Source organism: Siminovitchia fordii DSM 16014 = CIP 108821, from assembly GCF_000374565.1.
Taxonomy (GTDB): Bacteria; Bacillota; Bacilli; order Bacillales; family Bacillaceae_C; genus Siminovitchia; species Siminovitchia fordii.
Genome location: NZ_KB894685.1, coordinates 674,044 through 694,154, shown reverse-complemented (window position 1 = coordinate 694,154; position 20,111 = coordinate 674,044). Strand labels below are relative to the sequence as shown.

At 42.0% G+C, this 20,111-nt stretch carries 15 protein-coding genes, 1 pseudogene and 1 riboswitch; of the genes and pseudogenes, 11 read left to right on the top strand and 5 right to left on the bottom strand.

The window, feature by feature from the left end; translation table 11 throughout:
- Nucleotides 1-13: 13 nt before the first annotated feature.
- Nucleotides 14-850 (top strand): twin-arginine translocase subunit TatC, encoded by an 837-nt coding sequence (tatC, locus tag C509_RS0103485; protein ID WP_018705520.1) that lies wholly within the window; start codon nt 14-16, stop codon nt 848-850.
- Between the two features lie 72 nt (nt 851-922).
- Here tatC and C509_RS0103480 read toward each other — a convergent pair whose 3' ends face one another.
- Together C509_RS0103480 and C509_RS0103475 are read right to left on the bottom strand one after the other, a co-directional pair.
- A complete protein-coding gene (locus C509_RS0103480; protein ID WP_018705519.1) occupies nt 923-1,618 on the bottom strand; it encodes a GNAT family N-acetyltransferase in 696 nt (231 codons plus the stop codon).
- An 11-nt stretch (nt 1,619-1,629) separates the two neighbouring features.
- Nucleotides 1,630-2,739: a mandelate racemase/muconate lactonizing enzyme family protein gene (locus C509_RS0103475; protein WP_018705518.1), complete on the bottom strand. Its 1,110-nt coding sequence runs from the start codon at nt 2,737-2,739 to the stop codon at nt 1,630-1,632.
- Nucleotides 2,740-2,822: 83 nt separating this feature from the next.
- Between C509_RS0103475 and C509_RS0103470 the strand changes: the two genes are divergently transcribed.
- The gene (locus C509_RS0103470; protein WP_018705517.1) at nt 2,823-4,094 is read left to right on the top strand and encodes a hypothetical protein; all 1,272 of its coding nucleotides are present in this window, start codon (nt 2,823-2,825) and stop codon (nt 4,092-4,094) included.
- A 476-nt stretch (nt 4,095-4,570) separates the two neighbouring features.
- On the opposite strand, the gene nhaC is transcribed toward C509_RS0103470, so the two are convergent.
- Nucleotides 4,571-6,004, bottom strand: coding sequence for a Na+/H+ antiporter NhaC (gene nhaC / locus C509_RS0103465; RefSeq protein ID WP_033369716.1), 1,434 nt, complete (start codon nt 6,002-6,004; stop codon nt 4,571-4,573).
- Nucleotides 6,005-6,551: 547 nt separating this feature from the next.
- Between nhaC and C509_RS0103460 the strand changes: the two genes are divergently transcribed.
- From C509_RS0103460 to ribH, 7 genes are all read left to right on the top strand, one after another.
- Complete coding sequence (locus tag C509_RS0103460; RefSeq protein WP_018705515.1) at nt 6,552-8,735, top strand: malate synthase G; 2,184 nt, start codon at nt 6,552-6,554, stop codon at nt 8,733-8,735.
- 164 nt (nt 8,736-8,899) lie between these two features.
- Complete coding sequence (locus C509_RS0103455; protein ID WP_018705514.1) at nt 8,900-9,187, top strand: hypothetical protein; 288 nt, start codon at nt 8,900-8,902, stop codon at nt 9,185-9,187.
- Between the two features lie 124 nt (nt 9,188-9,311).
- The gene (gene aceA, locus C509_RS0103450) at nt 9,312-10,592 is read left to right on the top strand and encodes an isocitrate lyase (protein ID WP_018705513.1); all 1,281 of its coding nucleotides are present in this window, start codon (nt 9,312-9,314) and stop codon (nt 10,590-10,592) included.
- Nucleotides 10,593-11,729: 1,137 nt separating this feature from the next.
- A riboswitch (FMN riboswitch) is annotated at nt 11,730-11,873 on the top strand.
- 168 nt (nt 11,874-12,041) lie between these two features.
- Nucleotides 12,042-13,139 carry a bifunctional diaminohydroxyphosphoribosylaminopyrimidine deaminase/5-amino-6-(5-phosphoribosylamino)uracil reductase RibD gene (gene ribD, locus C509_RS0103445; protein ID WP_018705512.1) on the top strand — a complete coding sequence of 366 codons (1,098 nt, stop codon included), beginning with the start codon at nt 12,042-12,044 and terminating at the stop codon, nt 13,137-13,139.
- Nucleotides 13,140-13,787, top strand: a complete 648-nt coding sequence (gene ribE / locus C509_RS0103440; RefSeq protein ID WP_018705511.1) for a riboflavin synthase — start codon at nt 13,140-13,142, stop codon at nt 13,785-13,787.
- A gap of 18 nt (nt 13,788-13,805) precedes the next feature.
- Nucleotides 13,806-14,999, top strand: a complete 1,194-nt coding sequence (locus tag C509_RS0103435; protein ID WP_018705510.1) for a bifunctional 3,4-dihydroxy-2-butanone-4-phosphate synthase/GTP cyclohydrolase II — start codon at nt 13,806-13,808, stop codon at nt 14,997-14,999.
- Nucleotides 15,000-15,019: 20 nt separating this feature from the next.
- Entirely contained in the window at nt 15,020-15,490 is a 471-nt protein-coding gene (ribH, locus tag C509_RS0103430; protein ID WP_018705509.1) for a 6,7-dimethyl-8-ribityllumazine synthase, read from the top strand.
- 259 nt (nt 15,491-15,749) lie between these two features.
- Here the strand turns inward: ribH and C509_RS0103425 are convergent, their stop codons facing one another.
- Nucleotides 15,750-17,840, bottom strand: a complete 2,091-nt coding sequence (locus C509_RS0103425) for a DNA topoisomerase III (RefSeq protein WP_018705508.1) — start codon at nt 17,838-17,840, stop codon at nt 15,750-15,752.
- A 227-nt stretch (nt 17,841-18,067) separates the two neighbouring features.
- Here C509_RS0103425 and C509_RS26860 point away from each other — a divergent pair.
- Nucleotides 18,068-18,145, top strand: a pseudogene (locus C509_RS26860) (YjcZ family sporulation protein); the annotation flags it as partial.
- A 77-nt stretch (nt 18,146-18,222) separates the two neighbouring features.
- On the opposite strand, the gene C509_RS0103415 reads toward C509_RS26860, so the two are convergent.
- Nucleotides 18,223-19,362 carry a histidine kinase N-terminal domain-containing protein gene (locus C509_RS0103415; RefSeq protein WP_018705506.1) on the bottom strand — a complete coding sequence of 380 codons (1,140 nt, stop codon included), beginning with the start codon at nt 19,360-19,362 and terminating at the stop codon, nt 18,223-18,225.
- A 398-nt stretch (nt 19,363-19,760) separates the two neighbouring features.
- On the opposite strand from C509_RS0103415, the gene C509_RS0103410 reads away from it, so the two are divergent.
- Nucleotides 19,761-19,940 (top strand): hypothetical protein, encoded by a 180-nt coding sequence (locus C509_RS0103410; RefSeq protein ID WP_018705505.1) that lies wholly within the window; start codon nt 19,761-19,763, stop codon nt 19,938-19,940.
- Nucleotides 19,941-20,111: the final 171 nt, after the last annotated feature.

The window sequence follows — 20,111 nt, the reverse complement described above, 5'->3', positions numbered from 1 at the left end:
GAGGGTGTTTTTGATGGGACAAGTTACCAAACAAAACAGAAAGATTCTCAGTCCCTTGGACAAAAAGCCTGAAGACCGAAGGATGGACCGCCCCTATAACAGAGTGGAAAAGCAAGGGTCAGAAACAAACGGGGAAGCTTTGGTTGAACATTTGGCAGATCTTCGCAAGCAGTTGATCAAAAGTTTGATCGTATTTGCCCTATTCCTGGTTCTCGTTTTTACAACGATGAATTACTGGTTTCCTTATGTGACGAAGGGGAATGATCTCGTTGTATTTGGACCTTTCCAAATCGTCAAGTTCTACACTTCCATTTGTGTGACGCTTGCGCTTGGGTTGTCGTTGCCATTCCTCGTCCATTTTATGTGGCAATTTGTTAAGCCCGGTTTGAACTCTAATGAGATTCGTTTTCTGGGATTTTACTCACCGGCGATGTTTCTGTTGTTTATTGTGGGTGTCGCGTTCGGCTATTTTGTTGTAAATCCTTTAAGTTACCATTTTTTGATGAACTTTGGTGCAATGAACTTCAATGTGATTGTGTCAGCGCAGGAATATGTTCATTTCCTGATCATGACGACGATTCCGCTCGGCTTGTTATTTGAACTGCCCATCGTCGCTATGTTCTTGGCAAATATCGGAGTACTGAGCTCAGAAACGATGAAAAAGGCGAGAAAGTGGTCTTACTTGGTCATAGCGGTCTTATCCGCTCTAATTACCCCGCCTGACTTTATAAGCCAGTTGATGGTGTTGATTCCAATGGTACTGCTGTATGAAGCAAGCATCTATATTGTAAAAAGGATGCAAGCAAGGCAGATGGCGGCTCAACAGGCTGAAGCCGTTACTACTGAATGAGTCCAAAACTCGTCCAATAGTTATTTATGAAAAGAGCTCCAGGAAGACCGTCAGCCTTCCTGGAGCTATCTTTCATTTACCAAAGATCACGATATATTCCTCGCCGCGCTTCTCCATTTTGAATCCGCGCCATCCTTTTTGCAGCAAGTCTTGCTGCCCTTTGATATCACCCATTGGAAGTTCTTTTGTTTGGCTCCAATCGTAAGAATGGTCAAATCCGAGCCTTTTGTAAAAAACATAACGCAGACGTCCTTCATATTTTTCTTTTAGTGCAGTGATCAACATGCCTTGACCCAGCTTATCCTTCAAACTTGGTATATTGAATGGCATGACGGTTGCACAGACATATTTGAAAGATTGATCCTGTTGTTTAAGTTCCTGCATGATCAGTTTTGCGAGTTGCTGCTGTAGCCGGTTTCCACGGTAACCCGGATGTACATTCGATATTTCCTGATAGATGACATCTTGAAGCTCAACATCCCGCAAACCTATATCGAGCCCTAAATGTTCTTCTTCATCAACAGGGGGAATCAATAGAGCCCGAAAAGCAATTAATTTTTGATCCGCAAAGGCACCGATGAGAATTCCATTGCCATCGGTTATATATCGAAACTCTTCATAAGACAGCGGCTGCAATATATCTTTATTTTCCAGTGTTTGAACAACAATATCCTGAAGGGAGAGGGCCTCGGTAATATCTTCCGCTGCCATCCTTCGTACTCTGTAGGGATGGTTGTTTTTTAAAACCCCTTCAAAGAAATAGGTCATGACATCACCTCTTAACGGACAATATCTTTGTACTGTGTCAATTCCTCCAATGTTTCCTGGTCGACTTCCACACCAAGCCCGGGCTCTTCATTAAGCTGGATGAAAGGTACGTCATATCTGAGGTTTCCGATGTCCCGCGAAAACTTCAATGGACCGGTCAGTTCGACGCTCGTAATGTTTTTCTTGGAAAAAGCGACATGGAAACCGGCGGCTGACCCGATGGATGATTCTACCATTGATCCGACCTGGCATTCAATGCCCGCCATTTCGGCTTGGTACGCAAGCTTCACTGCCGGAAGAATGCCTCCGCATTTCATCAGCTTTATATTTACTTTATCAGCTGCCCGCTTTTGGATAATTTCCAGCAGTTCACGGGGACCCTTCATCCCTTCATCGATCATGACTGGAATATCGGTCTTTGATTTGATTTCAACCATGCTGTCGATATCATCGGCCATCACAGGCTGTTCAACCCAATCGATATTCAAGTCTTTTAATGAACGCATGGCAACAAGGGAGGCCGCGCTGTTTTTCCAACCCTGATTGACATCGACACGGATAGCAATATCTTTTCCTACTCTTTCTCTAACGGCTTGAATCCTTTCGACATCCATCTGTACTGCAGTACCAACTTTCATTTTAAAAGAGTTATAGCCCTTCTCTATCATGGTTGCTGCTTCTTCAGCCATTTCTTGCGGTTCTTTGATACTCAGTACATGGGTAATCGGGAACTTTTCGTGATAGCGTCCGCCGATCAGCTGATAGATTGGCTGTCCGAGCTTTTTGCCGGCAGCATCAAAACAGGCTATATCCAGTGCGGCTTTCGCAGCGGGCACACCGTAGACAGTCCGGTTCATCAGATCGTGTATCTTTTCAAATTCCATTGGATTTTCACCGATCAACAGGGGGGCGAGTGTATGTTTTAAAAGGTAGAACGTGCTTTCAAAGGACTCGCCGGTCACGTATTCGTCCGGCAAAGCTTCCCCGTAGCCTGTAATGCCTTCATCTGTATCTATTTTTACGATAATGGTGGGCATATGGTGGTATGTACCATAGCTAACAATAAAAGGGCTGTACAATGGCAAATGGACAGCATGAATGTGTATAGCTTCAATTTTCAAGTCGGATCAATCCTTTCACTTTACAAATATCGAATTTTTGATAGAATGGTCGCTAAATAGTCGTTAAATAAGGAGCAAACAGAATGGCTACAAAAATTGCGGTAATAGGACCAGCTGATTTCATGCATAATATAACTCTTTTGGCCGAACAAATCAAGAATGTAGAAATTGTGCCGTATATATATTCTCAGCCGGAAGAGTCAGATTCCATAACAAGGAACTTAAAACCATGTGATGTCGTATTTTACTCAGGCGGGTTACCGTACTATTTTTCAGCGGGAGCCAGGAAGCGGTTGACGATCCCTTCCCTTTATATGGAACAGGACGAAATGATGATTGCAGTTTCTCTGCTTTCCGTTGTCCATAATAAAAAAATCCCCCTGGAACATCTGTCTGTTGATGTATTAGATGCCTGTTTTTTCTCGAATGTCCTGAAAAACATTGGCGCTCCAGAGGCAAAACATCATGTTATTGATTTTGTCAGCATGCTGCCAGCAGATTTTGATATACGTAAAATTGTCCAATTCCATCAGGACCTTTACGAGTCTGGACAAACCAAAATGGCTCTTACCAGCATTTATTCCGTGTATGACAAGTTGGTTGAACTCGGCGTTCCTGCACAACGGATGATTGATCCTTCCAAGGCGCTGATACGGGGACTTCTTGAGGCAAAAGCGGAAGCCGAAATGATGAAAAAGCATGCTGCAACGATTGCCGTTTGCCATATGTCATTAAAATATTCCGATCCAAAGGTGGAGAGTTTAGCTAAATCAATCCAAGCCTCCGTGCAGCGAAGAGGTGATTCCGCTGTTTCGCTTTTCTGTACCCGCGGAGATATTGAAAACATCATCAATACACACGGATTCCGGCTATTCCTGCAAAGTTGGGAAGGGCATGCCGCAATTGGATTCGGTTATGGAGAGACAGTCTCAGATGCTGAGGAGCATGCAATAATTGCACAGCGGTTTGCAGATCATGAAAAAACAAGCTGCGCCTATATTTTGACAGAAATGAAAGAGTTGTACGGCCCTTATCCTGACGATGTAAAGTTTCAAAGCTTGGTAAATGTCCATCCGGAGCTTGTCAAGTTGGCCAAAGCGATAAAAATCAGCCCTGCAAATTTATCAAAAATCATTCAGTTTTCCCAAAACCGGCAAACCCATCATTTTACCGCGGCGGATTTATCCGCATACATGCAAGTGACGCGGAGGTCCGCTGAGCGTATGATCAAAAAATTGGTCGATCACGGATCGATAAAAGTTGTCGGTGAGGAAATGACCTATACACAAGGGCGTCCCCGTTCTTTGTATGAACTTGACATTCCAGTTTATAACTATGGAAAAGAAAGTCCGTGATGGACTTTCTTTTTCGTTGCTTCATAAAAAGTCACTAATAGGGGCTAAAAGTGCCCGCAAATAGAGTTTGTCGAGAGAACCGGTCACTAATAGAAGATAAAAGTGCCCGAAACAAGCGCTTTTCACAAGAACCGGCCACCAATAGAAGATAAAAGTGCCCGTAAACAGAGCTTTCCGCAAGAACCGGTCACTAATAGAGGCTAAAAGTGCCCGCAACTAGCGTTTGTCGAGAGAATCGGTCACTAATAGGGGCTAAAAGTGCCCGCAAATAGAGTTTGTCGAGAGAGCCGGTCACTAATAGAGGCTAAAAGTGCCCGCAAATAGAGTTTGTCGAGAGAACCGGTCACTAATAGAGGCTAAAAGTGCCCGTAAACAGAGCTTTCCGTAAGAACCATCTATGTATCATTTTCTGAGTATCATGTCTTTGTCCAGCTATAGTGCCTTTTGTACCGGGGAACAAGCGGCAGTTCTTTTTTTCACGTATTCATTGCCGCTTTTTCTTCCTTTTCTAAAGCGAGTGCCTCTGTATCCGAAATTTTTTCAATCGTAAACCCGGTGAAAGCGTAAATGATTGAAATGATTGGAACAATGAAATTCAGAACGGCATAAGGCGCATATTGGAAAGCGCTTACACCAAGTGCACCGAATATGAATAGGGCACAAGAATTCCAAGGAACGAAAACGGATGTCAATGTACCGCCGTCTTCAAGTGCACGGGATAAGTTTTTAGTATGCAGCCTTTTATCCCTGTACAATTTTGCATACATACGAGATGGAACAACGACTGAAATGTATTGGTCTGCACATGTCACATTCATGGTGAAGCAGGATAATATCGTTGCCGTAATGATGCTTTTTGTTGTTTTAGCAACCTTCAGAATTTGATTCAAGATCGATTGGAGCATGCCAGTATTTTCAAGGATACCCCCAAAAGCCATGGCAACCAGTACCAAGGACACAGTGAACATCATTGACTCAAGGCCGCCTCTGTTGAACAATTCATCTACCAGTTCATTCCCCGATTCGATCACATATCCTCCATACAATGCTGAGAAGGCGTTGCCTGTACTGTCCCCCTGGACAAAGACCTGACATAGGAATCCAAGAAAAATACCGACAATGATTGCCGGAATGGCAGGCACCTTTCTGGCCACCATGATGATAACAATCAATGGGACGATAAGTAAAAATGGCGAAATAACAAAGTTATCCTGCAAGGAGCGGAGTGTTTCCTGAATACCGCTTGAATTCACTCCTGTTTTTGCGGTGTTTCGGCCAAGGAAAAAGTAGACGATTAAAGCGATCATCAATCCAGGGACTGTGGTGTAGAACATATGCTTAATGTGTTCAACGATATCGGTTTTCGTTAATCCGGATGCCATGATAGTCGTGTCTGAAAGCGGTGACATTTTATCGCCAAAATAGGAACCGGATATGATCGCACCTGCTACCATTGGGGGAGGAAGACCCATGCTCATACCAATCCCCATGCCCGCGACACCGACAGTTCCCATCGTTGACCAGGAACTCCCGATTGACAGGGAGACGATAATGCAAATAAGTGTGATGGAAACAAGGAACCATGATGGAGAAATCAGCTTAAGGCCATAGTAAACCATTGTTGCAACAACTCCGCCGCCGATCCACGCCCCAATAACCACACCTACAAGCATGATGATTGCAACGCCGGGTAACACAAGCCTGATCCCGTTATAGACTGATTCCTCAATCTCTTTCCAGTTAAATCCATAAAAATATGCAACAATCCCTGCTGCAATTGCAGCTATTAAAATGGGAATATGCGGATCTTGTCCAAACGCAATGACGGCGAAACCGATGGAGATAATCATGACTATTAAAGGAATAATAGCAGCCCAGAAAGGTATTTCCCTCTCATTCTTTCCCTTCATTTTCTCCAATACAATTTCCCTCCTTTTGATTTTAGAATGGTTGTCGCATAATAGACGCCTATTTAAAGAAATCTTACATAGAACAATATAAATAGTCAAACATTTTTTGAAAATAATTTTTTGCGGACTAATTGACCTTCAATCTGTTGATTTTAAGTAAGGAATAAAAGTGGAATTCACACGAAGAGTATCTTTGATCGCTTTTGTTAACAGAGGGTGCAACCGGCCTGAAACGTACTAAACGACAAGCGATCTGACAAAAGATCTTGTATGGAATAAGCGGCTGAAATAATTTTTCTGGCAAAAGCTAAAAGGATTTTGGTTCAGGATGAGGAGAAATTGAAAAAATGTAATAAGGGGCCACTTATTAATGCCTGTTTAGTAACAACATTGAAAGGATAGTTTATATTATTCGAAAATTCATTAATGAAAGATTAATAGGAAAATACCTTTTATTTTTGTTTATTCTGTTATATAATAATTTCAGTAAAAATACACTGGTGTATAACACGATGTTGTTCTGCTAAGTAAAGAGGAGGAGAGAGGAATGGAGAACTACTTAGATGTGAATGGGCTGAAAGTGGCGTCCATCTTACATGAATTTATTGAAAAGGAGGCATTGCCTGATACCGGGGTGGATAGTGAAAGCTTTTGGCAAGGATTTAGCGGTATCATTAAAGATCTTGTACCTAAAAACAAACAATTATTACAAACAAGGCAAAGAATGCAGAAACAAATTAATCAGTGGCATCAAGAAAACAAAGGACCCATTGATTTAAAAAAATACAAATCATTTCTTAAAGAAATCGGTTATCTCGAACAGCCGGTCGGAGACATTACAATCACAACAAAAGATGTCGATGAAGAAATTACTGCCCAGGCAGGCCCGCAGCTTGTCGTTCCTGTAAATAATGCAAGATATGCCATAAATGCCGCCAATGCAAGGTGGGGCAGCTTATATGACGCACTTTATGGGACAGATGTGATCGATGAAACGGGCGGAGCAGAGCTGAAAGGTGGGTATAATCCGATAAGGGGTCAGAAAGTAATTGATTACGGAAGAAGTTTTTTAGATCAGATTGCACCACTTCATGAAGGGTCCCATCATGATTCTGTCAGATACACCATATCCGATGGCCAATTGACGGTAGAGCTGCGCAATGGCAAAAACGTGAAACTCCAGGATCAGCAGAAGTTGGTCGGTTTTCAAGGGAAAGAGGATAACCCGAGTGCCATTTTACTTAAAAACAATGGCCTTCATGTTGAAATACAAATTGATTCGAAAGATCCGATCGGCCGGACTGATTCTGCTGGCATAAAAGACCTGCTCATAGAATCGGCTCTTTCTACCATTATGGATTGTGAAGATTCGGTTGCAGCAGTAGATGCGGAGGACAAAGTACTTGTTTATAGAAATTGGCTCGGATTGATGAAGGGATCCATCAGCTCCGTGTTTGAAAAAAACGGAAAAACAATTATCCGTGTAATGAATGAAGACCGGAGATATCTAACGACTGATGGAACTGAATTCTCCCTTAGGGGCCGATCACTCCAGCTTGTTCGGAATGTAGGGCATCTGATGACGACACCAGCCATTTTGGATCAATCCGGGGAAGAAGTCCCTGAAGGGATTGTTGATGCAGTTATCACAAGTTTAATCGCCAAACATGATCTTCTTGGAAATACAACGCGGAAAAACTCTGAAAAAGGATCTGTTTATATTGTTAAGCCCAAAATGCACGGTTCTGAAGAAGTGGCATTTGCCAATGAACTATTTGACCGTGTCGAAGACATGATCGGTCTAGAACGAAATACGCTGAAAATGGGAGTAATGGATGAAGAACGCCGGACTTCATTGAATTTGAAAGCTTGTATCAAAGAAGCCAAAGACCGTATTGTCTTTATTAATACAGGTTTCCTTGACCGTACAGGAGATGAAATCCACACGTCCATGGAAGCGGGACCGATGATTAGAAAAAACGACATGAAGGCGTCCAGATGGCTCAAGGCATACGAACAGTCGAATGTTTACTCAGGGCTTGAGACAGGGCTCCCAGGCCGTGCACAGATTGGGAAGGGAATGTGGGCCATGCCTGATCAGATGAAGGCAATGGTTGAGCAAAAAATCGGTCATGTAGAAGCCGGTGCAAATACAGCGTGGGTTCCTTCACCGACTGCTGCAACGTTACACGCCTTACATTATCACAAGAAAAATGTGTGGGAAATCCAGCACAGACTGTCCAAATCAATCAAAGATGCACAGGATGAAATATTGGATATTCCTCTTGCGGCCAATCCTAATTTTACAAATGAAGAGATCCAGGAGGAACTAGACAACAATGCCCAAGGGATACTGGGGTATGTTGTCAGGTGGATAGAGCAAGGAGTGGGTTGCTCAAAAGTTCCGGATATCCATGACGTTGGTTTAATGGAAGACCGTGCAACACTGAGAATTTCCAGCCAGCATATGGCTAACTGGCTTCATCATGGAATTTGCACAAAGGAGCAAGTGCTCGAAACGATGAAGCGCATGGCAGCAGTTGTCGATAAACAGAACGCCGGGGATCCGCTTTACAAACCGATGTCGGATAATTTCGAGGAGTCTGTCGCTTTCCAAGCTGCATGCGATCTTGTATTTCATGGAAGAGAACAGCCGAATGGATATACAGAACCGATCCTTCATCGCCGCCGCTTGGAATTCAAACAGAAAGTATCAATAAAACAGGTATAAAATGGTGGCTTCAAGGCCGGTTCTACGGCCTTGAAGATATTTAAAGACTTTGTAGAAAGAATAAATAAAAAATTTAAAAATATTGTATTATAACAATTGACTAAATTGTTTATCTGTTATATATTAGTGACAATCCAATAATAAAGTAAAAGAAGGTGGGGAACATGCAAACGAAACAAACAGCGGAAAAAGACTTGATCGAAGCGTGGATTTTGGAAGAGTTGATAAAGGGCAAAACTGTTGAAGAAATGAATGGTACAACTTTTGTCTATGGAAAGGAATTGCTCACTTTAAAAAGAAATGCTGAAGGTTCGTTTGATGTTGAGCCGTTGCCAGCGAAAGAAGTGGTCGTTATCCGAGAGGAGATGGACATGGAGAACATATGTAATAAATGCGGAATGGAGCATCAAACATTTAAAGAAGTAATTCAATGCTGTGAGGATGTTGAATAATTTTTTTGATCTACCTGTTATATAACATAGAAAAACGATAAAACAGGTGTGTTACAGGGGATGATAGATTGCTTGAATCAATCTATTCATAAAATATAAAAACATAGAATGGGAGAGATTTGCCATGACAAGAGAAGCACAGATCCGCCAAGTTGAAGAAAGCTGGAAAACTGACCGCTGGAAAGGGATAGAGAGGCCATATTCTGCTGAAGATGTAGTGAAGCTGCGCGGATCGGTCGTCATTGAACAAACATTGGCGCGGATGGGAGCGGAAAGGCTTTGGAAATTGATCAATACGGAAGATTATATAAATGCGTTGGGTGCTTTGACAGGAAACCAGGCAATGCAGCAGGTAAAAGCAGGCCTTAAGGCAATTTATCTGAGTGGTTGGCAGGTTGCAGCAGATGCGAATCTTGCGGGACAGATGTATCCGGATCAAAGCTTATATCCAGCCAACAGTGTTCCGCAGGTCGTCAAGCGAATCAATCAAACACTTCAGCGTGCGGATCAAATCCAGCAGGCAGAGGGAGAAGGAGATACTTATTGGTTTGCTCCGATTGTTGCAGATATGGAGGCTGGATTTGGTGGTCCTCTCAATGTATTCGAACTGACAAAATCCATGATTGAGGCTGGAACAGGCGGAGTCCACCTTGAGGACCAATTGGCTTCAGAGAAAAAATGCGGACATTTGGGCGGTAAAGTTCTTCAGCCGACACAAACGGCTGTGCGACACTTGATTGCGGCGAGGCTGGCTGCAGACGTCATGGATGTGCCTACTGTTATTATTGCAAGGACGGATGCGAATGCAGCTAACCTGATTACAAGCGATGTTGATCCATATGACCGCCAGTTCCTGACGGGTGAAAGAAGTCCGGAAGGGTTTTACTACACAAATCCGGGGCTTGACCAAGCAATTGCAAGAGGGCTTGCCTATGCGCCATACGCAGATCTCATCTGGTGTGAAACGGCTGAACCGGATATTGAGGAAGCCCGGCGCTTTGCCGAGGCAATTCACGAAAAATTCCCTGGTAAATTGCTTGCCTATAACTGCTCACCCTCCTTTAATTGGAAAAGCAAGCTAAGCGATGAAGAGATTGCTAGCTTCCAACAAGAGTTAGGAAAAATGGGATACAAATTCCAATTCGTTACACTTGCGGGCTTCCATTCACTCAATCACAGCATGTTCGAGTTGGCCAGAGGCTATAATGAAACCGGCATGGCTGCCTATTCCAAGCTGCAGCAGGCAGAGTTCGCTTCCGAACCGGAAGGGTACACAGCTACACGACATCAGCGTGAAGTGGGTACTGGTTACTTTGATGAAGTGTCAATGGTCATTTCCGGAGGAACTTCTTCCACAACGGCATTGGCCGGATCAACCGAGGAAGCACAGTTTCAGCAATCTTGACAATAACAGGATGGCCCCCTTGAAAGTGGTACTCTCAAGGGGGCTTTTTGAGGTAAAGATGCGTGTAGCCGTGACTTTTTAGGAATGAACATCAAGCTAAGTGCTGATGCTGATATTAAAACGATTCTAATAATAACTTGAAGCATTTTATCAATCCTTGACAGTTTTTTTAAGGATGGAATAGTTAGAAATTTTTCGGAGGTGTAAGAATGGGGTTTAAACTCAGATGAGATTTTTAATATCTTATATTCTTACCTTATTTTTTTTCTTTTTGTTAAATGTACTAGCCATTTTTATAGGTTCTCAGGTCAATGATTACAGTTTTAATGAGTACTTTAATTTTTTTTAGTTATTTATATTCCGATTATTGTATTACTGGCTTTTGTAGGGGTGGTTATTGGAGAACTTGTTTTGAAAATATCTTTTTTAAATACAACTAAACGGCGATTGTTCTCGCTTTTAATTCTTGGGTTAGTATATGGTATATTGGTTAGTGCTTTGCTTTATTTAACCCAGGGCCGTTCTTTAACTACAAGTGATATGAGCAACATCTTGGCTTTTATTATTCTCAGCGTCGTTGGTTCATTAACTTTCTTCGTTTCAAACGTAATTACAGAAAATCTATTTAGAAAAAAGTTGTTTAATAAATAAAGTTGCAGTTTGGTGGACTTTTTGCATACTTTTTGCGTACTTATACAGTTAAAATAAGTGGTATATTGTTCATATAGGGTTCAATAGGCCCCCTCTCTAAATCCTATGCAGAATTTTTTTTCAAGGACTTCCTCTACGGGAGTCCTTTTCTTTGTTGGGAGGTGTACCGAATTATATCTGTTTAAAGCAAGAAAGATTCAGATAATGAGGATTGAGCTACTTATCAAATGGATAGTTTGTTTGATTTATCGATCATCCGGTCAATCAGACATGTAGAGATAATCTTTGTAAAGTTGTATGGTTTTACGGCATTTGGAAGAAAACAGATTACAGTGAGCTGCATCTACATTCAATTTCTCCTTTTTGGGCGTTGTTGACCAAAGCCGTCAACAACGCTCATTTTTTATTAGAATCAATCACATTGATAAAATGCAAAGCTTGACATTGTCACAATAAAATAGAGATAATAGGAATACATTCGAATACATTTTCCTTCGGGGCAGGGTGAAAATCCCGACCGGCGGTGATGAGACAAATGTCTCTTAGTCCGTGACCCGGCTCAGTAATGAGTCGGTGGATTTGGTGAAACTCCAAAGCCGACAGTGAAAGTCTGGATGGGAGAAGGAAAAAGGCGTCAATTTTCATGCTTTCTTAGGGAAAGGCATGTTTATTTTGAGCTTTGCTAAAATTTTTGGAAAAGCTGCATGACGTTTATTTAAATTTGCTGTTTTTGCGCCCCGAAACATGGTTTCGGGGCTTTTTCCGTCATTAAGTTGTTTTTTTATGAAAGGAGGAAATATGGGAGATCACAAATTTTATATGGATTTGGCAATACAGTTAGCGGAATCCGTTATCGGGCAGACGAGTCCGAATCCTGCGGTCGGCTGTGTAGTTGTTAAAAACGGTCAGATTCTCGGCATGGGCGCACATCTGAAAGCTGGCGAGCCGCACGCTGAAGTCAATGCCTTGAAGCAGGCTGGCGAAAAGGCGGAGGGAGCCGATCTTTATGTGACTCTTGAGCCATGTTCACATACAGGAAGGACGCCGCCATGTGCTGATTTGATTATTGAGAAAAAAATCAGTCGCGTTTTTATAGCTGGTCTTGATCCGAACCCCATTGTTACCGGAAATGGAGTGGCAAAGCTTCGGGATGCCGGCATTTCAGTAGAATATGGACTGTGTGAGAAACAAGCTGAAGAGCTGAACAAATTTTATTTTCATTTTATGAAGACAAGGAAACCATTCATCACATTAAAAACCGCTGTAACTTTTGACGGAAAGACAGCGGCATCCAGCGGAGACAGCAAATGGATCACTTCTAGTGATGCAAGGTATGATGTCCATCGATACAGGCATCGCCATGATGCAATATTGGTTGGCATCACGACTGTGATTCAGGACAATCCCCATCTTACAACCCGATTGCCCCAGGGTGGAAAAAATCCCATTCGAATTGTTTTAGACACTTATTTGAAAATTCCTATAGAATCCAATCTTTTAAATGACAATGCAGCCCCAACAATCATTGTTTGTGGGAAGCATGCAAATGAAAAAAAGCGTATTTCCATTGAAGAGAAAGGTGTCAAAGTAAAAAAGATGCCTACAGAAGAAATTGAAATCGAATCGCTGCTGAATTGGCTTGGAACGGAAAAAATACTTTCTGTTTTTGTCGAAGGCGGCAGCACCGTCCACTCATCATTCATTGATTCCGGACTTTTTCAGGAAATAGTTATGTACATGGCTCCGAAATTACTGAATGACAGGGAAGGAATGCCTGCATTTGCCGGCCTCCCGAAACGATTGATTACTGACAGTATCCACTTGGCATTTAAATCAGTCGAGAGGATCGGTCAGGATATAAAGCTAATTGCTGAACCAACGGAAAGGGGAGAGTAAATGTTTACGGGGATTGTAGAAGAAACAGGTACTGTTATGCGAATTGACCGAAAGGCGGAATCCTTCACTATACATCTCCAGGCGAAAAAGATCCTGGAAGACGTCCAGCTGGGCGACAGTATTGCGGTAAACGGTGTTTGCCTCACTGTAACAGAATTGACCCGTACCTCCTTTCAAGCTGATGTAATGCCCGAAACATTCAGAGCCACATCACTTGGCATTCTTTCACCGGGTTCAAAGGTGAACTTGGAAAGGGCCATGTCTGCCAACGGCAGATTCGGAGGGCATTTTGTCAGTGGCCATGTGGATGGGACTGGTATCCTATTAAGTAAAAAAAGACTCGAAAATGCACTTTACATGAGCATCCGAATACCTGAGCAATTCAAAGTATTTGTCATGGAAAAAGGATCGATTGCAATAGACGGAACATCACTGACAATTTTTGAAACAGAAGATGATATTATCACGATTTCTCTTGTTCCTCATACCCAACAACAAACAATACTTGCGGGAAAAAGCATCGGCGATCTTGTAAACGTTGAATTTGATATGCTTGCAAAATATATCTATCACATGATGGATAGGCGTAAGGAAACAAAAGCAGAAATCACAATGGATAAGCTGATAGAAAATGGCTTCGTCGATTAAGAAGGGAGGCGTGACACCATGTTCGATCCAATTGAAAAGGCACTCGAAGATTTAAAAAATGGGAAGGTCATTATCGTAATAGATGATGAAGACAGGGAAAATGAAGGGGACTTTGTTGCGCTTGCAGAAAAGGCGACTCCTGAAGTGATTAATTTCATGGCGAGAGAAGGAAGAGGCCTCATTTGCATGCCGATAACAGAACAAAAAGCGAAGAATTTGGAGTTGCCCAAGATGGCCGATCGGAACACCGATCCTTTGGGGACAGCGTTTACCGTAAGTGTTGATTTTATTGATTCCCAGACTGGCATCAGCGCGTTTGAGAGATCGGAAACTATTTTGAAAATGCTGGAAGACGGCGCAAAGCCGGAAGATTTTAAAAGGCCTGGTCACATTTTTCCTCTCATTGCAAAAGAAGGAGGAGTTTTAAAAAGGCCTGGTCATACAGAAGCAGCTGTTGATCTTGCAGAACTTTGCGGGGCAAAGCCTGCCGGAGTCATTTGCGAAATTATGAAAGAAGACGGTACAATGGCCCGGACTCCGGATTTAAGGCAAATGGCGGATAAATTAGGGTTGTCAATGATTACAATCAAAGACTTGATTTTATACAGGAGCACAAATGAGGCACTTGTCAAAAGAGAAGCGGAAGCTTCTTTACCGACTGAATTCGGGGATTTCAGGGTGATCGCCTACTCTAATCAGCTGGATGATAAAGAACATCTGGCCATTGTCAAGGGCAATATTGAACCGGATACGCCTGTAATTGTACGGATGCATTCCGAATGCTTGACAGGGGACGTGTTCGGCTCATGCAGATGTGATTGTGGGCCACAGCTGCAGGCTGCTTTGAGGCGGATTGAAGAAGAGGGGACTGGAATCATTCTTTATTTGCGCCAAGAAGGCCGAGGTATCGGGCTCATCAATAAGTTAAAAGCATATAAGCTTCAGGAAGAAGGATTGGACACAGTGGAAGCCAATGAAAAACTCGGATTTCCTGCTGATTTGCGCGATTTTAATATCGGTGCTCAAATGTTAAGGGAACTTGGAGTTAAAAAGGTGAGGCTGTTGACAAACAATCCAAGTAAAGTTTCCAGTCTTTCAGATTTCGGATTTGAAGTGACTGAGAGGCTGCCGATTCAGCTTCCTTTTAAAAGTGAAAACGAAAAATACTTGAAAACCAAAGCGGAAAAGCTTGGACATTTGCTGACATTTTAATCATTGGGAGGAGAAAAAATATGGGTAAGACTTTTGAAGGTAATTTAGTAGGCACAGGGTTGAAAATCGGAATTGTAGTTGGGAGATTCAATGAATTCATTACCGGAAAACTGCTTTCTGGAGCGATGGATGCATTAAAACGCCATGGCGTATCCGAGGATGATGTTGAGGTTGCTTGGGTCCCAGGTGCATTTGAAATACCTTTGACGGCAAAGAAGATGGCAGAAACGAATAAATATAATGCCATTATCACTTTAGGAACAGTTATACGTGGAGCGACTCCGCACTTTGATTATGTTTGCAGTGAAGCAGCCAAAGGGGCGGCAAACGTGGCTCTTCAATCGGGAATACCTGTCATATTCGGCATTTTGACAACAGACACGATTGAGCAGGCAATTGAGCGGGCTGGAACAAAAGCTGGGAACAAGGGCTGGGATTCAGCAGTAGGAGCCATAGAAATGGCCAATTTATACAAATCAATGGATGTTTAATGAAAGCCCAACGACAATCAGAGCGAGGGAAGTCCTTCAGGATATGATAAGCACGACCAGTCTTTTTAGATGTGTGATTCCCGCCATCATGAAAAGTTGCCCATAATGGATATCAAAGAAGGTAAAGAAAAAGAATGTGTTCCTATTTCCCTATTTCTTGACTAAACTTCGTTCCTTTTTATGGGCTACAGCATATTTTCCAAATAAAGGCAGTCCAGAAAGTCACTTTGCATTTGACTTTCGGACTGCCGTTTTTTTATTACTCTTTATCCTCCAAAGCTGCTTTCAATGCGTCAGCCAAACTGTTTCCAAAGCCGTCATCATTGGAGTATTTTTTCAGAAGCTGGCGCTCTTCCCGTTTGGTGACTGTCTTTTTCCGATTTTCGGCTTTTTCCACAAGGTTGCATGGCCGGCATTGGAAATACATTCCCGACTTCCCCTTATGGATTTCCATTTTCTTATGGCATTGCGGACAGCGGCGGTTGGACAGTTTCGGATCTTTCCTTTTACGGAAGTTACACTCCCTGTTTGAGCAAACAAGGATACGTCCGTCTTTTCCTTTTATTTCCTTCATCAGAGAGCTGCATTCCGGACATTTCGTACCGGTAATATTGTGGGCTTTGTACGACTTGTCGCTTTGTTTGACTTCAGTCACAAGTCGTTTCGTCTGCTTTCTGATATTTTGTAAAAACTGCTCAGAATCACCTTTTTGACGAGCGATTGCCTCAAGCTCAGCTTCCCATTTGGCAGTGAGTTCAGGAGATTTCAGCTCATTGTTTACAAGCTCGATCAACTGCTTCCCTTTTGGAGTAGGGAATAGGCGATTGTTTGAGCGATCGATGACCTGTGAACTGAGAAGCTTTTCGATAATATCGGCACGTGTAGCAGGAGTTCCAAGTCCATATTTCTCCATCCTTGCCAACAGGTCGGACTCTGTAAACCTCGGCGGTGCTTCCGTCAGATGTTCCTGCAGACGGCTGTTAGCGATTGTCAAAGTTTGCCCCTGCTTTAAATGTTGAAGGGACTTCAGATGCTTTTCACCATCCTGCTGTTTTGTTAAAACCTTGAACCCTTCGTCAATCACAGTTGTTTCTTTAGACAGGAACGTTTCTCCATTCACTTCAAAGGTCACACGGACAATCTCATACTTATATGCCGGGTAAAAAAGTGCCAGAAAGCGTTTGGCGATCAAATCAAACAGCTTTCTTTCATCCTGGGATAAGTCTCCTAATCTTATCGGCTGCTCTGTTGGTATAATGGCGTGATGATCCGTGACTTTTTGGTTGTTAAAAACACGAGGCGCGAGCACCTTTGCCTTTTGCTTCAAAATAGGCTGTATATCATCCTTGTATGCTGGGCGAAGGGCTTCGAGCCGGTCTGCCATCGTAGAAGCCAGGTCAGTTGTCAAATACCTTGAGTCCGTTCTTGGATACGTAACGATTTTATGGTTTTCGTATAGACCTTGCAAAACGTTCGAAGTTTTTTTGGCCGAAAACCCGAACCGGCGGTTTGCATCTCTCTGCAATTCGGTCAAATCATAGGGGAGAGGCTGCTGCTCCGATTTCTCTTTACGGTCGACTGTGTTAACTACCGCTTTTTGGTTCGTTACTTTGGCCAGAATGGCATTTGCCTTCTGTTTTGAAAAGATTCTTTTTTCTCCTTGGTGTTCCCACACGGCTTCAAGGCTCCCAGATTGTACATGAACTGTCCAATATTCTTTCGGAACAAAGGACTGTATTTCTTTTTCTTGGTTTATAATCATTCCGAGTGTCGGGGTCTGTACACGTCCCGCTGAAAGGGGATCATCGAATTTTGTTGTCAATGCTCTTGTCACATTCAATCCGATAAGCCAGTCGGCTTCAGCTCTGCAAACGGCAGATTCAAATAAAGCATCATATTGTTTCGCCGGTTTTAATTGCCGGAACCCTTCCTTGATTGCACGATCAGTATATGAAGAGATCCAGAGGCGTTTCACCGGCTTCTTCCACCGGATCTTTTTAATGATCCAGCGGGCAACCAGTTCACCTTCACGTCCTGCATCAGTCGCGATGATTAAATCTTTAATGTCTTTTCTTTTGGCAAGCTGTTCTATTCCTTTATATTGTGGAAAAGTTTGCTTGATCACTTTTAAATCCATTTTTTGGGGGATGATAGGCAAGTCTTCCAATTTCCACGTCTTATACTTTTGATCATAGTCTTCGGGCATTTTTAGTTCTATCAAATGTCCCAAAGCCCATGTAATAATGTATTTCGGGCCTTCGATATAGTGCTTCTTTTTATCCGTGCAGGCGAGAACCCGTGCCAGATCCCTGGCAACACTGGGTTTTTCAGCCAGTACTAATGATTTCAATTGCTTGACTCCCTTCATACTGCTTCTACTGTATATCATAACATAGCGGAATGTGTAAAAAACCAAAAAATGATTGGTCGTATGTGGCGCAAGCCCAAACATATACTGCCAAACTGAATAATTTATGGTGTGGGGAATCTTCCTTATACACAAACGGGAGGTGAACGCTAATGTTTTGGGGCGGATGTGGCTTCGGTTGTGGCGGCTACGGAGGCTACGGCTACGGTGGTGGCTACGGCGGAGGCTTTGCGTTGATAGTAGTATTATTTATTCTGTTAATCATTGTTGGCGCAGCCTGGTGGTAATCGATTAGAAAAGAGCGGAATTTTCCGCTCTTTTTTTCAATATAATTTTTCCAGGAATAGTGGGCAGGGTAAATGTATTATTTTGATGATCCTTTTTGATCCGGTGCTGGAAGGATAATTGTAAAAGTCGTCCATTCCTCATTGGATCTGCATAATAACTGCCCCCGGTGCTTTTCTATGATTTGCCTAGACACATAAAGTCCCAAACCAGTCCCGGTTTTCTTGGTTGTTACAAAGGGTTCGAAGATATCCTTGATCAAAGAATCAGGAATTTTTGGTCCGGTATTGGAAGCTTCAAGATAAATCGAGTCTCCTTTCCGGTAACCTTTTATATGTATTTCAGATTCTGTGTCAGTGGAAACCATAACTTCAATCGCATTAAAAATGATATTAATAATTACCTGTCGCACTTCTTCCTGGATTCCCTTTACAAACAGTCCATCTTCCATTTCCTGTTGAAGCGACACCTTCAATTCAAGCAGACGGGGATAAACGAATGAAGCTACTTGTTCAACAAGCTCATTCAAAGAAAAAATGACTTTTTCCTGATTTACTTCCTGTTTTTTGGAAAGCATTAAAAATTGCGTGATCCTGAATTTTAGCTGATCCAGTTCCGAAGATATGATATCCATGTATGGCAGATCAGGATACTCTGCACGCAGGAGCTGAACAAATCCTTGAACTGTAGTCAAAGGGTTTCTAAATTCATGGACAAAGCTGGATGTCATTTGACCAAGCAGAGTAAGACGATCTTCATGACTCGAATGAATATGCCGGGTTTCCTGTTCATTCAATTGTTGTTTCAGCCTATCATAATGCATAATAGAATGATATAAAAAATGATCAAAAATATAAGATAATTGCTTGAAAATTTTACTTAAAGTTTGCGGTTCTGCTTGAAAATTATACATTTCTTCGCATAGGATGTTTTTTGCCATATTCAGATTATAAACTAAAAGTTCAATTTCTGAGTTTTCCCTTATTTTCATTTGTGCCAATTGATGGGCACTGGCCTGTAAATAAGTTTGCAAATCCACGTTAGGTAATGAAAGTGCTTTTAAAGCAACCTCGTATATGAATTCCCCTTTGCTTTCCAGCTTTTCTCTGTGAAATTGCGTTAAATCAGGGGGGAGCATCGCTTTTTCTTTCCATTTTTTGAGGAAATTTGGTCCTTTTTGTTGAAGAAAAGATATAACCTCGTCCGTAAGATGGTCCATACCCGCACTCACCTCTTTTCCATTATAGCAGTTGAAGCGCAAAAAGACTCTTTAAAAATTAATTTTATACATTTTATTTAGAAGCTTTATAGATAGGTATATGACGCATTTTATAGGATATGACTAAATGGAACAAATTACATCAAATTTTTAAGTCAGTTTATCATACAAAAAATATATAACACGGACTATATAGTTTTTAAAAAAGATTTGTATTTCACGGTAACGGGTTATTTTTCTGAAAAGTTGATAAAATGTACCTATATACTTTTTAAAAATTCCTATATATAATAAATATAATTTAGTAGATATCTACCCATTGTATTTGGTGTAAAATGACGATTTTTCCATCATTAAAATTTTTGGCAAGTGAAATCTTGCAGACAGGAGTGGGTAGTATGAAAAATGTAGAAGAAAAAAGCAGATCAAAGAATCCAGTGATAAACAAATGCATGAAGCATTTGGAAGTTATTGGAGCAGATGATAAAACAAGGCAAATAGTGTATATGTACATGAAAACTTTGGAAGATGAGTTGACCAAGATGAAAGCAAAAGAGCTGGACCACCAATCCTTTTAATTTGAGCCCAAACAATCGGATAAACCGGTTGTTTTTTTGTTGTTAAAAATGGTTAATTATGGACCAAACTACGACAACGTATGATATTTTTAGCCAAGACTTCCTCCTCCTTCCTACGATAAGTCAACATCGGCACGCTTGCGGCATCGCCGTGTTGTCCAGCTGCGAGTG